Origin of the sequence: Mycobacterium sp. (assembly GCF_032159765.1) — a bacterium.
Taxonomy (GTDB): domain Bacteria; phylum Actinomycetota; class Actinomycetes; order Mycobacteriales; family Mycobacteriaceae; genus Mycobacterium.
Map to the genome: position 1 here is coordinate 53,723 of NZ_JAVHWM010000091.1, position 14,953 is coordinate 68,675.

Here is a 14,953-nt window from a genome sequence, read left to right on the forward strand (position 1 = left end):
AGACCAGGGCGGCGCAACCTACCAATCCGCAAGGTTCTCACCGTCAGTTCACGCCATTTGTGATTGAACTATCACCGCGCCGTTGCAGTGGGCTACCACGAACAGGACCCGCCAGCTAACAAAGCATGAACAGCTAGGGCCCCGTCACCGGTAAGCCTGTGTAAGGGGTACCACTTAATGGCGGCTCGCTCAAGCCGCAGCGAGCGAGCTCGTACTTCGGCACGCGGTCGATCCGATAGCCGGTGAACGCAATCGCGTGCCCGAGGTTGGACATGAATTGCCGCCACGTCAGAGGGTTCCTGATCGACTTCAACATCGAGTCGGTGGCCGGACATGCAAGGGCAGCCCTGGCCTCGGCGATCCAGTCTTCGTCGATGTAGGAGGGCACGTACGGGTGCTTGTTCAGCCACGGTCCGTCCGCTATCACCCAGTCGGGGAAGAGGTTCTTGTCGTGGCCGATCCTGGCGTCGTCCAGGCGTGCCGTATGCGCGGCCACCGGGTTAGCTAGTCCGATCTGGTCGAGCACTCTGATGTTGAGTCCGACATTCATGCTGAGCATGCCGAGATTCGTGAAGAAGACCGTATGCGGACCGTTCAGGTTCGGAGGCTGGCCCGGTGGCGACGGAAAGGCGGGCACGACATCCCACTGGGTGTAATTGCCGGATGGCAGGAGCAGGGCCCCCTCGGGGGTGTTGTTGATCGCCTCGATCGCCGCACGCATCCGCGGGTAGTCCAGGTAATCGGCAGCAGTGACGGGATGCGGGTTGCCGGTGGCCTGCGCGTAGAACCGGCGCTCGTCGACGATGCCGGAGTACGTGACCTTCGTCGCGTCGGCACCCATCCCCGGGGAGGTCGCCGCCCACAGCGCCCACCCGGCGATGGCCAGCCACACCACGGCCGTCGCGCCCGCGACGGCCGCACTGGTGCCGCGCGAGAGGTTGGTCCGATTCGGCAGCACCACCGGGATCACCGCGACCGGTGCCAGCAGGCAGAACACCGGAGTCAGCAAAACCCGGCCGTGCATGAAATCGCCACCCTGGCGGATCCAATAGATGCCCTGAAGCACACCGCTGATGATGATGAAACCGACCACCGCCACCGGGCTTTGAACCAGTCTCGCGAACCAGCGCTGGTCTCTGCGCGCAGAGCTGCGGATCCACCACGGGCGGCTGCGCGCGATCAGCACCAGCACAGCGAGCGCGATCAGAAGTACGACAGGCACCCACAAGGCGTACGGAGCATTGAAGTTGGCGAGATAAATGAATCCCTGTGCCCACTTCTCGCCGCTGGCGTCCTTGGCGAGCGCGGTGCCCGGCACCACGAGCCCGTAGTAGCCCATCCGAAAGATCTGATAGGCCACCGGCAATAACCCGCCGGCGACCACGATGGCCACGCGAAAGCGCCAACCGCGAGCGGCGATCAGCATCATCACCAAGGCCAAGCCGCCTATCAGCGCGAGCTCAGGCCGGACCAGCACGGACAAGCCGGCAACGAAGGCAAGCGCCGCGATGAATCCGAGGCCCCCCCTTTGCTCCTCGCGTCCGCGGTGGCTCGGCTGTTGCTGTGCCCAGCACACCATCATCCACCACAGCAGGCCGAGATACGCCAGCACCAAACAGTTTTCGAGCCCAGACGTCGCGAAGTCGCGCGACGGAGGAATGGCGATGTACACGAGGGCCCCGGCGGGCAGCAACAACGCGCGGCGGCCGAGCAGGCTGGGCGCATACAGCCGAGCCGCGCCGAACATCGCGAACAACACGCCCAGCACCGAGAGGATCAGAGCCAGGACGAGAGCCACGTACTCCAGACGAACCGGGCCGCCGATCCACCCCCCGAGTGTGACCAGATACGTCCACAGCGCCGAGGTGTTGGACTCAACCCGTTCACCGGCGTTGAAGACGGGGCCGTTGCCCGCCAGCAGGTTTCGCACCGTGCGCAGCACGATCAGCCCGTCGTCGGCGATCCAGCGACGCTGCCAGGCGCCCCACCCGAACAGCACGGCGGTCACCAGCGCAGAGACCAGCAGGCTGACCTGTGCGGTCGGCTCGAGGCGGCGGGCGCTAACCGAAATAGACGGCCGCACTGACTGTTCCGATCAATGCCAGCGCGAGCAACTGCAGCACGCGGTCGCGCAGTGCGATCTCTTCTGGCTCGCCGGCCATACCGCCGTCGACATCGACCGCGTAACGCAGGATCGCGAGCGTGAACGGGATCATCGAGATCGCGAACCAGGAACCGGAGTGCGCCTCGGCGTCACGTTCGAAGGCCCATGAGCCGTAGCACAACACCACCGCGGTCGCCGACAGCGTCCATACGAACCGCAGATATGTGGGCGTGTAGCTCTCGAGCGATCTGCGGATCTTCGCGCCGGTGCGCTCGGCCAGCTGCAGCTCCGCGTAGCGCTTGCCGGCGACCATGAACAGCGAGCCAAACGCCATCACCAACAAAAACCATTGCGACAGCTGGATATTGGCAGCGGCACCGCCCGCGATCGCGCGTAGCAGGTAGGCGGACGAGACGATACAGATGTCCAGCACGGCCTGATGCTTTAACCCGAAGCAGTAGGCCAGCTGCATGATGATGTACACCGCCATCACCACCGCGAGGTTCGGCGCTACAAAATAGGAGATCACCATGGACGCCGTGCCGAGCACGGCCGCAAGGGTGTACGCCAGCCATGGGGGGACGACGCCCGACGCGATCGGCCGGAACCGCTTGGTGGGGTGCGCGCGGTCGGCTTCGACGTCGCGGACGTCGTTGATCAGATACACCGCCGACGCCGCCAGGCAGAACACCACGAAGGCCAGCGCCACGTGGATCAGCACTTGCTTGTAGTCGTAGTGGACGCCCCGGCCGAGCGCGGCGAGCGGGGCCGCCAGCACGAGCAGGTTCTTGACCCATTGACGAGGTCGCATCGCCCTGATGACACCGACGAGCAGGTTGCTCGGTGCCTTGGTCACCTCTGCGGGTTCTTCGGTCACTGCGTCTTTCCGATCTTCCGGACAAGCCGCGCGACGAGCGCGCCGACCGCCACCCCGGTCGCTACGTCGCTGGGGTAATGCACGCCAAGTATCAAGCGCGACAACGCCATTGGTGGCACGACCACCAGAGGCAGAGGCAATCCCGTCAGCGGGGCCATCAGAACCGCTGCGGCCGTGGTCGAGGTGGCGTGTGCCGATGGAAAGCTCAGCTCACTTGGCGTGCCGACGTTGACGTCGACGGCGGGATGATGTGGACGACGGCGCCGCACGACTCTCTTGATCAGCACGGCAACCGCATGTGCGACGAACGCGCCGGCCCCTGCCAACAGCCAATCGCGGCGGTGCCGCGGCGCCAACAGGGCGCCCAACGCGGCCACGCCGAGCCACCCTGCGCTGTGCTCGCCGAAGTGCGACATTGCCCGTGCGGCCGGCACAACTCCAGGGCGGCGGGCCAGTGCCGACTGGACGAGCACGAGTGCGGCCACCTCCCCGTGAGGTGCGTCTCTGTTGTCGGTCCCCCGCAAGCGGGAGGTGCCCCCACTTCGCGCAAGCGGCTCATCGCTGTCACTCATGCGCGCTACCCGGCAACAACACCGTTTCCCACTTCTGCTTGCTCGACAACACCGGCAGGGCACCGCGGTAGACGCGGCGCATCTCGTCGAATCGCTTGGCCAGCTTGCGCTGTCGGCGCAGGGACGCGGCCAGCAGCGAGAACATCTTCGCGCGGTCACGCTGCCGGTAGACCACACCGCGGTTGTCCGCGGTGGTCACTGTGACCCCGTCGACCTTGCACAGCAGAAACCACCGTGAGTCCTGCGTCGGCACATTCATCTGCGGGCGTTCATGGTGAGCCGGATCGGCCGAACTGAGATGGTGCAGCACACCGCGCACGAGCCGAATTGCCTTGCCTGGAGCGGTCTTCGGCTCACCGACGCGCCCGACCATCCCCGACGGGGGAGGCAGCTGAGTTGCCGACGGCAGGATCACCGCATCGGGGTAGTCGCGCCGGATGCGATGAACTTCCGGCAGCGCCGATTCCAGGATGGAGAATATGTGCTCTGGGCCGGCGAGGAAGTCGTCCATGGCCTTGTTCTGAATGGCAACCGTCGAATACTCGAGGCAAAGAAGATGTTTCAGCGTCGCCTTGAGATGGCTGCGCACGAGGCCGCGGATGTCGCCGTCCCAGTGCATGGCCGCGACGACCAGTCTGTTGCGTAGGTGGAAGTAGGCCTGCCAGTCGATGGCGTCGTCCTTGTCGCTCCACGCCATGTGCCAGATCGCGGTGCCCGGCATGGTGACTGTCGGATACCCGTGTTCGGCGGCGCGCAGCCCGTAGTCGGCGTCGTCCCATTTGATGAAGAGCGGCAGCGGCTGGCCCAGCTCGTCGGCAACCGCGCGCGGGATCATGCACATCCACCAGCCGTTGTAGTCGACGTCGATGCGGCGGTGCAGAAGCTTGCTGTCGGAATACCGGTCGTTCAACGGATTCCGGGCGAAGTCATGGTCGTACTTGGTGTGCGGAGCGTTGGTCCACATGAAGTCGCCGCGGCCGACCACCTCGCCCATCACGTGCAGGTGCGACGGATCCTGAAGGTTCAGCATCTGCCCGCCGACCAACGTCGGCGTCTTGGCGAATCGGCTCATCGCCAGCGCCCGCAGGATCGAGTCCGGCTCGATACGGATGTCGTCGTCCATAAACAGGATCTGCTGGCAATCGGTGTTCTTCAGCGCCTCGTACATGACGCGGCTGTAGCCGCCCGAGCCGCCGAGGTTGGGTTGGTCATGGATCGACAGCCGATTACCAAGCGGCGCAGCAGCTTCGGCGAAATCGGGATGGTCGCGCACCTTCGCCGTGCCTTGGTCGGGCACGATCACGGCGCCAATCACGGCGTCGACCAGCGGATCCGACGTCAGGGCACGCAGCGCATTGACGCAGTCGCCGGGCCGGTTGAATGTGGGGATTCCCACCGCGACATTCGCGGTGCCCGGAGCGGGTACGGGCGCATACCAGCCCGCGTCCTGCAGGGTGACCGCGCTGTCGGTGGTGATGTCGAACCAGATCCAGCCGCCGTCCTCGAAAGGATCAAGGGAGACCTCGAATTCGACCGCTTCAGGTTCGTTGTCGTTGTGGCGAAAGGGCCTGCCCTCGATGAAGATCCGCGCCCCGGTGGCCTTGCTTCGGTACACGTCCACGCGGCCGGTGCCCGTCAACTCTGCGCGCAATACCACCGATTTCAGACTCGACCAGCGTCGCCAATAGCTCGCGGGAAACGCGTTGAAGTACGTCGAGAACGACACTTCGGATTCAGCGCCGATCTGCAGCGTGGTGCGCGTGGCCGCATGAGCCCTGCGCGCATTGGTGGTGGACTCCTCGATGTACAGGCTGCGCACGTCCAGGGGCTCACCGGGGCGCGGCAGGATGATCCGGCCGAGCAGACTCACCGCTTTGGAAATCACTCGTCGCCGCCTTCGTGCAGCGCCGCACCGTCGCGCAGGTGGGGGGCCAAGACATTGTCGTACATGTTCAACGCGCTGGCGATGGCCATGTGCATGTCGAGGTACTGATAGGTACCCAGACGACCTCCGAAAAGTACCTTGGCTGAAGCGGTTTCGGCCTTCGCGCGGGCGCGGTAGGTCGCCAGCAGCGCACGGTCGGCCTCGGTGTTGATCGGGTAGTACGGTTCGTCGTCGTCACCGGCGGACCGAGAGTACTCGCGCATGATGACCGTCTTGTCGGTCGGATAGTCCCGTTCGGGGTGGAAGTGCCGGAACTCGTGGATGCGCGTGTACGGGACGTCGGCGTCGTTGTAGTTCATCACCGGCGTGCCCTGGAAGTCGCCCGTCGGTAGCACCTCGACCTCGAAATCCAGTGTGCGCCAACCTAATCGGCCGTCGGAATATTCGAAGTAGCGGTCCAGTGGCCCGGTGTAGACGACGGGGGCGTCCGGATTGGCCGCCCGGAGCTGCTCGCGAACGCCGAACCAGTCGGTGTTCAGTCGCACCTCGATACGGTCGTCAGCGGCCATGTTCTCCAGCCATGCGGTATAGCCGTCGACCGGCAGACCCTCGTAAGTGTCGTTGAAGTAGCGGTTGTTGAAGGTGTACCGCACGGGGAGCCGGGTGATGTTGCCGGCGGGAAGGTCCTTCGGGTCGGTCTGCCACTGTTTGGCGGTGTAGTGCTTGATGAACGCCTCGTAGAGCGGGCGGCCGACGAGCGAGATGGCCTTCTCTTCGAAGTTCTGCGCCTCGGCCGTGTCGATCTCGGCGGACTGTTCGGCGATCAGCTGGCGGGCCTGGTCGGGAGTGAAGTACTTGCCGAAGAACTGCGACACCAGGCCCAGACCCATCGGGAACTGATAGGCCTGCCCGTTGTGCATCGCGAACACGCGATGCTGGTAGCCCGTGAACTTAGTGAACTGGCTGACGTAGTCCCACACCCGCTTGTTGGAGGTGTGGAACAGGTGCGCGCCGTATTTGTGCACCTCGATGCCGGTCTTCGGGTCGGGCTCCGAGTAGGCGTTACCGCCAATGTGAGGCCTTCGGTCGAGGACGAGAACCCGTTTGTCCAACTGCGTTGCCACCCGTTCAGCGATCGTCAGACCGAAGAATCCGGAGCCGACGACGAAGAGGTCAACGCGAGCTGTCATCGGCAGCTAGGGTATCGGAGCTTTCGGCCCTCCTGCGTCAGCGCACGTTCTCAAGGCGGCTCGAACCGCCCGGCGCACGGAAGTTGCACGCGAAACGCGAGTAAGCCCGCGAATAACCGTGCGCTCGAGGAAAGAACGCGAAAGATCGCGATTGCCTCACGATTGCATCTCGTCACTCTGGTCTCACCAATCACGTCAGTACCATCGGACACGTCGGTATCAGGTGGCCCCGGCTCGACGCTGAGCAGCCCGTACCGACGGATTTGCACCCGACTACCCGACGATTCGTTGTCCAGATTGAGGAGACTTCCCGTGCCGAACCGACGTCGACGCAGGCTCTCGACAGCCATGAGCGCAGTCGCCGCCATGGCCGTCGCAAGTCCATTTGCCGTATCCGCGCTATCCGAATTGAGCGCCTCAAAGCCTGAACCGCAAAAGCACGACTTCGTGCAAGCTGCCATGGTCACCGACCTGCCCGGCGAGATCATGTCGGCCTTGCAGTCGAGCCTGTCGCAGTTCGGCATCGTCGTGCCCAATGTCCCGTCAGGGCTCACCGGCGCATCGACCGCAGCGCCAGCAGCCTTGCCGGGGTTGACCTCGACGCCCGGCGTGACCCCGGGGACGCTGGGTGGGACCGCGCCGGCGCTGGTCGATCCGGGTGCGGCACTGACCGACCCCGCGCTGGCCAACCCTGGGCTGACCAACCCGGCACCGAATCCCGTGCCGGCGACGCAAGGCCTGCCGGGCCTGACCACTCCTCAGGTTCCGGCCACGCCGGGCCTGACGACACCTGCGGCCCCGACGATCCCTGGCCTGACCGCCCCCACCGCCCCGACCGCGCCCGGCCTGACCACGGCGCCGACGGGCCTGAACCCGGCGCTGACCAGCCCGACCGGTGCGGTGCCCGGTCTGACCGCTGCGCCAGGCGAGGTGCCGATCGGTCCGGATCCGCTGGCCGGCACGTACCCGATCCTGGGTGATCCCTCGCTCGGCGGGCTGCCAAGCGCGGCACCTGCGCCGAGTGGCGGCCTACTGAGCGACCTGAGCAACACGGTGTCGCAGCTGGGCGGCAGCCAGGCGATCGACCTGCTCAAGGGTGTGGTCGTGCCGTCGATCATGCAGGCGATCAAGGGTGCCGCCCCGGTAGCCGCGCCGGCTCCGGTGCCGCCGCCCGTCCCGTAGTAAACCCGCCGGCCAAACGGCACCGCAGAGAATTGGCTCGCTCTGCGGTGCCGTTGCCCGCCCGATCAGCGCTCGCGCGAAGAGCAAGAGCGTGCGTTGGTGTGTTGAAACACTGGTAACACCAGTAACGTACGTAACATCGCTCTGTGGCGTATCGCCGTCCTCCGTGGAAGCGTGACTGCTCCTCGCGCGTGCAGAAGTTAGATTGCTCCTCGCGTCCGCAGAAGCTTCTGTTCACGGCCGTCGCCGCAACGGTAATGCTCCTGCCGGTAGCCGTCGGCAATATGCCCACCGACAATCCCGCTCCCGTCGCCCCGCCGGCGCAGACCGGCCTCGTCCAGCTGCCGCTCGCCGATATCGGGTCCGGCGAGACGATCCGTGAGGTCAGCCAGGCCACGCCGTTCTCGTTGGTTGCTCTCACCGGCGCCGACCTGCGCGGCGCGACTACGCGGGTCCGCGCGAAGCGCCCCGACGGAAGCTGGGGCCCGTGGTATGGGGCCGACGCACTCGAATACGAGGGTCCCGACGGCGCAGCCGCACCCAGCGGCACGGAGCCGGTGTTCGTCGGCCGAACCACCCGGGTGCAGATCGCGATCAACCGTCCTCAATCGGTCGTGACCGCGCCGGCACCTAAGCCCGGCGCGGGAGAACCGGGCGTCGGCTACAGGCTGGCGAACGTCGAGCAGCCGGTCGCTGCGAACGTCAATGCGGTGCTGATCAGCCCGCCGCAGGCGCCTGTTGATCCCGGCCTGCCCACCGCCGTCACGCCGCCAGGACAGGCGCCTGCCATCATCAGCCGTGCCCAGTGGGGCGCCGACGAGTCGATGCGCTGTGGACCGACGCAGTACGACAACAGGATTCGCGCGGCCGTCGTCCACCACACCGCGGGCAGCAATGACTACTCGCCGCAGGACTCGGCCGAAATCGTGCGCGCGATCTACGCGTATCACACCCGGACCCTGGGGTGGTGCGACATCGCGTACAACGCGTTGGTGGACAAGTACGGTCAGGTGTTCGAGGGTCGCGCCGGCGGCATCAACAGGGCCGTCCGCGGGTCGCACACCGGAGGGTTCAACGCCGAGACGTGGGGCGTCGCGCTGATCGGTGATTTCGAGGTGGTTCCGCCGACACCCGTGCAGCTCACCACGGCGGCACGGTTGATCGGCTGGCGGATGGCGATGGACGGCATCGACCCAAGGGGCATGGTCACGCTGGTGTCCGCCGGCGGCTCGTTCACCAAGTTCCCGCTTGGTGCACCGATCACGCTGCCGACGATCTTCACCCACCGCGACGTCGGGATCACCGAATGCCCGGGCAACGCCGCCTACGCCGAGATGGGCCATCTGCGCGACATGGCGGCAAGCTTCAATACCCCGCCGACTCTGGCCGACACACTGCAGGGCGGAGCGATCTACGCCCGCTGGCAGGCGATGGGCGGTGTCAACAGCTGGCTGGGCGCGCCGTCGTCGCCCGAATCGCCCGCCGAGGGCGACGCCCGCTATGTGCGGTTCGACCACGGAGCGATCTACTGGTCCCCCGAAGTCGGCGCATACCCGGTCGGCGGCGCCATCTATGACGCCTGGGCTTCGCTGGGCTACGAGCGCAGCCCCCTCGGTCTGCCGACGAGCGGCGAGATCGAAGAGGCGGAATGGAAGAAGCAGAACTTTCAGCACGGCACCTTGAACTTCGATCGCGAGAAGTCGCAGGTGATTCTCGTCAGGGACGGAGTCGCCTACCAGCTGCCACCACCGTCGGCGAGCGGGCCACCGGCTCAGATCGAACGGTTCAGCCGAATCCTGCCCTGACTCTCTTTCGGCGAACGTCAGGACCACCATCGTTCCAACACGCGCGCGAGACCGTCGTCGTTGTTCGTCGCGGTCACTTCGTCAGCCACAGCGAGCACCTGAGGGTGCGCATTGCCCATCGCCACACCGTGTGCGGCCCAGGTCAGCATCGGTACGTCGTTCGGCATGTCGCCGAACGCGATGGCCTGCTCGGCACCGATATCGGCAGGGCGAGCTACTTCCTCGATGCCGGAGGCCTTGCTGATGCCCAGCGGGACGATCTCCACCAGCCCGTTGTCGGTCGAATAGGTGATGTCGCCCTGCAGGCCGACGTGCATCGCGAGCGCGTCGGCCATGTCGGAACTCCGCGCACCCGCCTTGCGGATCAACAGCTTCACCGCGGGCGAGCTGAGCAGATCGTCCAGCGACACCTCGGTGTTGTCCGGGTTCAGCCACGCGTGTTCGTAGCCCGGTGAGCTGACGAACTGGGGCGTTGCGGCGTCGTGTGCGGTGCGACCGACCCGCTCCACGGCGAGCCCGGCCCCGGGAATTGCCCGCGTCGCGATCTCGGCCAGCTCGGCCAACTCGTCGACCGACAGGGTGCGCGCCGACAGGATGCGGTCCTGGGCGGGGTCGTACACGACGGCGCCGTTGGCGCAGACCGCCATCGGGGCGAACCCCAGTGCGTCGACCACCGGCGGGATCCAGCGCGGCGGGCGACCGGTGGCCAGCACGAACATCGCGCCGCCCGAGATCGCGGCCAGCACCGCTGCACGCGTGCGTCCAGTGACCTTTTCGTCGTCGTTCAGCAGTGTGCCGTCGACGTCGCTGGCGATCAGCGAGGGTGGGTTCATCGGTGCGTGGTCTGCCTAGGTTTCCCGCGGGGCGCGTTCCGCCTGTTTGCGCGCCCGTTCGGCCAGCTCGGCCTCGTCGAGCAGCCTGGCCTCGGACATTGTCGGCGCGTTGCCGCCCAGCCGCTGCGGCACCCAGTAGGCCCCGGCAGGTTGTGGGTATGCGAGCTGCGCCCGCTGCAGCAGCTCGGTCATCGCCTCGCGCAGAGCGGCATCCGTGTGCTCGATGCTGTCTGTGGGGCTCAACGGTTCGCCGACGATGCAGGTGATCGGCACCCGGTTGAAGAACAGCTTGCGCGGGTGGTCCTTGGTCCACATGCGCTGTGCACCCCAGGCGATCAGCGGGATGATCGGGACGCCGGCCTCGCCGGCCATGCGGGCGGCTCCGGTCTTGAACTCCTTGAGCTCGAAGCTGCGGCTGATCGTGGCCTCCGGGTAGACGCCGACGAGTTCGCCATCGCGCAACGCCTGCACCGCCGCCGCGTAAGCCCCTGCCCCTGCACGCCGGTCGACCGGGATCATGCTGGTGCCCCGCATGAGGAAGCCCACGATCCTCACCTCGGCCATCTCGGCCTTGATCATGAACCGCAGCCGGCGCTTCCGCTTGTAGACGGCAATGGCTGCCGGCATCCAGTCGACGTAGCTGGTGTGGTTGATCGCGACGACGGCCCCGCCCTCGGCGGGGATGTTCTCCAGGCCGTAGTAGCTGATCTTCGGGCCGACCGTCGCGGCCAAGCTCGTCGTCAAGATCTCCAGGACTCGAAAGACGGGTTCCGCCATGCCTTTACTCCGGCTGTCCAGCCTGGCGCTCAGCGCGGCGGGCGGCCCTTTCCGCTGCCTCGTCGGCATCCATCTGAGCAGCCTCTGCCAATGTCGGGGCCCCGCCACCGAGACGGCGCGGGACCCAGAACGCGCCATGCGGGTACGGGCCGTAGGCGTCCTGCACGCGCTCGAGCAGGTGCTGCATGCGGGAGTGCAGCAGTGTCGTCAGCTCTGGCACGGGCAACGTCGGCTGGATCGGCTCGCCCACCGCCACGCTGATCGGGACCTTGGGCCGCCACATCTTCTTCGGGTGGTCCTTGGTCCAGATCCGCTGAGCACCCCACACGATGTGCGGAATGATCGGCACGTCGGCCGCGACTGCCATGCGCGCCGCACCGGACTTGAACTCCTTGATCTCGAAGCTCCGGCTAATCGTCGCCTCGGGATAGACGCCGACGAGCTCACCGGACTTCAGGGCAGCGCAGGCCAAATCGAACGACTCGGCACCACTGGCGCGGTCCACCGGAATGTGTCGCAGACTCCGCATCATCGGCCCGGTGATCTTGCCGTCGAAAACTTCCTTCTTCGCCATGAAGCGCACTTTGCGGCCACGACCCTGCTTGTAGGCCGGCAGTCCGGCAAATGTGAAGTCGAAGTAGCTGGTGTGGTTGATCGCGATGACCGCCCCACCGGTCGGCGGCAAGTTCTCCACACCGGTGACCGTCATCTTCAGCCCCTGGATCCGCCAGACCAGCCGGGCGAACTGGATGACTGTGCCGTACACCGGTTCCACGTCAGCAACACTAGTGCTCGTGTGCAGCGCCCCGGCTGGGAAGGTTCCCGTGCCACCGGTTGTCTACGAGATCGCCGACGGCCGCGATGTCACGCCCGTATGGGTCAACGAGCTCGGCGGGATGACGTTCCAGATCGGCGGCGTCGGCGATCTCCGCGCAGAATTCGTCAAAACCGCTACACCACCGTGGTTTTCGCATCTCACCGGCGAGGAGGTGCGGCTGAGCTGGGCCCGCCGCCACGTTGTCGTTCCTGAGGTGCTGGGCGCCGGCGACGGCTGGTTGCACACCGCAGGCCTGCCCGGCCGGTCAGCAGTGGATCCGTGGTGGCTGGCCAGGCCTTGTGACGCGGCGCGGGCGATCGGGTCGGGCTTGCGCAGCCTGCACGATGCTCTGCCCGTCGATGACTGTCCGTTCGACTGGTCGGTGCCAGCGCGGCTGGCCCAGCTGCCCGCGCGCCGGCGGACCGAACTTGGCGACGCGCCGCCCGTCGACCGTCTGGTTGTCTGCCACGGCGACGCGTGCGCCCCCAACACGCTGATCGACGACGACGGAACGTGCAGTGGGCACGTCGACCTCGGCGATCTCGGCGTCGCCGACCGGTGGGCCGACCTCGCGGTCACGACGCTGTCGCTGGGCTGGAATTACGGACCGGGCCCCTGGAAGTCGGAGCTGCTCGACGCGTACGGCGTGGCTGAGGATGCGGTGCGGATCGCGTACTACCGGGCGCTGTGGGAAGCCGGTGATATCTCGTCCCGTGCCAGGGCGAGCGGAGCGACGGGAGATAACTAAGCTGGGACACCGACACCTCGTCCGCCCGGGCAGACCAAGAAGGGGTATTTGTGCAGGTCACGAGCGTCGGACATGCCGGGTTCCGGATCGATACCCGCGCCGGCAGCATCTTGTGCGACCCGTGGGTCAATCCTGCGTACTTCGCATCCTGGTTTCCGTTCCCTGACAACAGCTCGCTGGACTGGGACGCCCTCGGGGACTGCGATTACCTCTACATTTCCCACCTGCACCACGACCACTTCGACGCGAAGAACTTGCGCGAGCACGTCAACAAGGACGCGGTCGTGCTGCTTCCGGATTTCCCCGTGGAGGATTTACGTCGCGCACTCGAGCAGCTGGGCTTTCACAACTTCGTCGAGACCACCGACTCCGTCAAACAGAGGGTGAGCGGGCCGAAGGGTGAGCTCGAGGTGATGATCATCGCGCTGCGGGCCCCCGCCGACGGGCCGATCGGCGACTCCGGCCTGGTCGTCGACGACGGCGAGACGGTGGCGTTCAACATGAACGACGCACGACCGGTCGATCTCGACGTTGTTCACGCGGATTTCGGGCAGGTCGACGTGCACATGCTGCAGTACTCGGGGGCGATCTGGTACCCGATGGTGTACGACATGCCCGCGCGGGCCAAGGAGGCCTTCGGGATCCAGAAGCGGCAGCGCCAGATGGACCGCTGTCGCCAGTACATCGCGCAGGTCGGCGCAGAATGGGTGATCCCCTCGGCGGGGCCGCCGTGTTTCCTTGATCCACAGTTGCGCAACCTCAACGACGACCACGGCGATCCGGCGAACATCTTCCCCGACCAGATGGTGTTCCTGGCGCAGATGCGCGCACACGGCCACCACAAGGGGTTGTTGATGATGCCCGGATCAACAGCGTCTTTTGTTGGCTCGCAGCTGGATTCGCTAACCCACCCGATACCCGAGCCGCAAGTCGAGGCGATCTTCACCACGGGAAAAGCCGCATACATCGCCGACTACGCCGAGCGGATGGCACCCGTGCTTGCCGCGGAGAAGGCAGGCTGGGCACCCGCTGACGGGCAGCCGCTGCTGGACCCGCTGCGGGAACTCTTCGAGCCGTTGATGAGCCAGAGCGATCAGGTCTGCGATGGCATCGGCTACCCGGTGGAGCTGCGCCTAGGTGTGGAAACCGTGGTGTTGGATTTCCCGAAACGGGCTGTGCGCGAACCGATTCCGGACGAGAAATTCCGGTACGGCTTCGCGATCGCGCCGGAATTGGTAGCAACGGTGTTGCGTGACCGCGAGCCGGACTGGGTCAACACGATCTTCCTGTCGACGCGGTTCCGGGCCTGGCGCGTCGGCGGGTACAACGAGTACCTCTACACGTTCTTCAAGTGCCTGACCGACGAACGGATCGCGTATGCCGACGGCTGGTTCGCCGAAACCCACGATGACACCGCGTCGGTGACGCTCGACGGCTGGGAGGTCCAGCGCCGCTGTCCGCATCTGAAGGCCGACCTCTCGAAGTTCGGTGTGGTGGAAGGAAATACGCTGACCTGCAATCTGCACGGCTGGCAATGGAATCTCGAGACGGGTCGCTGCCTGACTGCGCGCGGCCACGAGCTGCGCAGTGCACGGACATGACGACGCCATGGACCTACGACGACGGGCTCGTGCAGCTCGACCGTCACGCGCTCACCCTGCGCCGCTATCACTTTCCGTCTGGTACGGCGAAAGTCATTCCGCTGCAATCGATCCGTGGGTACAAGGCCCAGCCGCTCGGGTTGATGATGAACCGGTTCCGGTTCTGGGGCAGCTCTGATCTGAGGCGCTGGCTGCCGCTCGACATCGGTCGCCCGCTGAGGTCGACGCTGATCACGCTGGACGTGCCCGGAACCCGTCCAAGCCCTGCTTTCACGCCGAGCGACCCGGACATGTTCGTCAAGACGCTCGAACAGTTGCTGGACAACTAGCCGGATGGCAGGCGCCGCGATCAGGCGTTCGACTGTCAGCACGGTGCTCGCGCATACCCGCCGGGAAACCGCCGTGAAACTGCCGGGTGGTACCGATGTCCCGCGAGCGGAGCACAACCACATAACATTACAACTGCATCACTTGTCACGGCACTCGACGCGCCTGTCACAATAGGTGCAATGTCCGAGCCATTTGAGCAGGAGCAAGCAGACGCGCAGTCGGCCCCGCCGGC

General features: G+C 65.9%; 13 protein-coding genes. 5 read left to right on the top strand and 8 right to left on the bottom strand.

Going from position 1 to position 14,953, the window contains the following annotated elements; all coding sequences use genetic code 11:
- Positions 1-133: 133 nt before the first annotated feature.
- From aftB to glf, 5 genes are read right to left on the bottom strand one after another with little or no spacing between them, the layout of a single operon-like run.
- Positions 134-2,083 (bottom strand): terminal beta-(1->2)-arabinofuranosyltransferase, encoded by a 1,950-nt coding sequence (aftB, locus tag QOH60_RS10170; RefSeq protein ID WP_526419741.1) that lies wholly within the window; start codon positions 2,081-2,083, stop codon positions 134-136.
- Positions 2,061-2,981, bottom strand: a complete 921-nt coding sequence (locus QOH60_RS10175) for a decaprenyl-phosphate phosphoribosyltransferase (RefSeq protein WP_526419743.1) — start codon at positions 2,979-2,981, stop codon at positions 2,061-2,063. Before QOH60_RS10175 ends, aftB begins: the two co-directional genes overlap by 23 nt.
- Positions 2,978-3,553: a phosphatase PAP2 family protein gene (locus QOH60_RS10180; protein ID WP_526419745.1), complete on the bottom strand. Its 576-nt coding sequence runs from the start codon at positions 3,551-3,553 to the stop codon at positions 2,978-2,980. Before QOH60_RS10180 ends, QOH60_RS10175 begins: the two co-directional genes overlap by 4 nt.
- Entirely contained in the window at positions 3,546-5,438 is a 1,893-nt protein-coding gene (locus QOH60_RS10185; protein ID WP_526419747.1) for a glycosyltransferase family 2 protein, read from the bottom strand. Before QOH60_RS10185 ends, QOH60_RS10180 begins: the two co-directional genes overlap by 8 nt.
- Entirely contained in the window at positions 5,435-6,628 is a 1,194-nt protein-coding gene (gene glf / locus QOH60_RS10190; protein ID WP_526419749.1) for a UDP-galactopyranose mutase, read from the bottom strand. Before glf ends, QOH60_RS10185 begins: the two co-directional genes overlap by 4 nt.
- A gap of 312 nt (positions 6,629-6,940) precedes the next feature.
- Between glf and QOH60_RS10195 the strand changes: the two genes are divergently transcribed.
- Both QOH60_RS10195 and QOH60_RS10200 read left to right on the top strand, forming a co-directional pair.
- Complete coding sequence (locus QOH60_RS10195; RefSeq protein ID WP_526419752.1) at positions 6,941-7,810, top strand: hypothetical protein; 870 nt, start codon at positions 6,941-6,943, stop codon at positions 7,808-7,810.
- 257 nt (positions 7,811-8,067) lie between these two features.
- Positions 8,068-9,615, top strand: a complete 1,548-nt coding sequence (locus QOH60_RS10200) for an N-acetylmuramoyl-L-alanine amidase (protein WP_526419781.1) — start codon at positions 8,068-8,070, stop codon at positions 9,613-9,615.
- Positions 9,616-9,632: 17 nt separating this feature from the next.
- Here the strand turns inward: QOH60_RS10200 and QOH60_RS10205 are convergent, their stop codons facing one another.
- Genes QOH60_RS10205 through QOH60_RS10215 form a run of 3 tightly spaced genes read right to left on the bottom strand, consistent with a single transcriptional unit; the run spans position 9,633 to position 12,000 of the window.
- Positions 9,633-10,448: a Cof-type HAD-IIB family hydrolase gene (locus tag QOH60_RS10205; RefSeq protein ID WP_526419754.1), complete on the bottom strand. Its 816-nt coding sequence runs from the start codon at positions 10,446-10,448 to the stop codon at positions 9,633-9,635.
- A 15-nt stretch (positions 10,449-10,463) separates the two neighbouring features.
- Positions 10,464-11,225: a lysophospholipid acyltransferase family protein gene (locus tag QOH60_RS10210; protein ID WP_526419756.1), complete on the bottom strand. Its 762-nt coding sequence runs from the start codon at positions 11,223-11,225 to the stop codon at positions 10,464-10,466.
- Between the two features lie 4 nt (positions 11,226-11,229).
- A complete protein-coding gene (locus QOH60_RS10215; protein ID WP_526419759.1) occupies positions 11,230-12,000 on the bottom strand; it encodes a lysophospholipid acyltransferase family protein in 771 nt (256 codons plus the stop codon).
- Here QOH60_RS10215 and QOH60_RS10220 point away from each other — a divergent pair.
- The 3 genes from QOH60_RS10220 to QOH60_RS10230 are packed head-to-tail and all read left to right on the top strand — an operon-like array spanning position 11,975 to position 14,720.
- Positions 11,975-12,790, top strand: a complete 816-nt coding sequence (locus QOH60_RS10220; RefSeq protein ID WP_526419762.1) for a phosphotransferase — start codon at positions 11,975-11,977, stop codon at positions 12,788-12,790. The genes QOH60_RS10215 and QOH60_RS10220 overlap by 26 nt on opposite strands.
- Positions 12,791-12,840: 50 nt before the next feature.
- The gene (locus QOH60_RS10225) at positions 12,841-14,391 is read left to right on the top strand and encodes a Rieske 2Fe-2S domain-containing protein (RefSeq protein ID WP_526419764.1); all 1,551 of its coding nucleotides are present in this window, start codon (positions 12,841-12,843) and stop codon (positions 14,389-14,391) included.
- On the top strand, positions 14,388-14,720 hold the full coding sequence (locus tag QOH60_RS10230) for a hypothetical protein (protein WP_526419766.1): 333 nt from the start codon (positions 14,388-14,390) through the stop codon (positions 14,718-14,720). The genes QOH60_RS10225 and QOH60_RS10230 overlap by 4 nt, the downstream gene beginning before the upstream one ends.
- Positions 14,721-14,953: the final 233 nt, after the last annotated feature.

Bases quoted from the DNA above. Each gene is read 5' to 3' on its own strand.
- glf (WP_526419749.1), bottom strand. From the start codon at position 6,628: ATGACAGCTCGCGTTGACCTCTTCGTCGTCGGCTCCGGATTCTTCGGT.
- QOH60_RS10200 (WP_526419781.1), top strand. From the start codon at position 8,068: ATGCTCCTGCCGGTAGCCGTCGGCAATATGCCCACCGACAATCCCGCT.
- QOH60_RS10210 (WP_526419756.1), bottom strand. From the start codon at position 11,225: ATGGCGGAACCCGTCTTTCGAGTCCTGGAGATCTTGACGACGAGCTTG.
- QOH60_RS10230 (WP_526419766.1), top strand. From the start codon at position 14,388: ATGACGACGCCATGGACCTACGACGACGGGCTCGTGCAGCTCGACCGT.
- QOH60_RS10180 (WP_526419745.1), bottom strand. From the start codon at position 3,553: ATGAGTGACAGCGATGAGCCGCTTGCGCGAAGTGGGGGCACCTCCCGC.
- QOH60_RS10220 (WP_526419762.1), top strand. From the start codon at position 11,975: ATGACTGTGCCGTACACCGGTTCCACGTCAGCAACACTAGTGCTCGTG.
- QOH60_RS10205 (WP_526419754.1), bottom strand. From the start codon at position 10,448: ATGAACCCACCCTCGCTGATCGCCAGCGACGTCGACGGCACACTGCTG.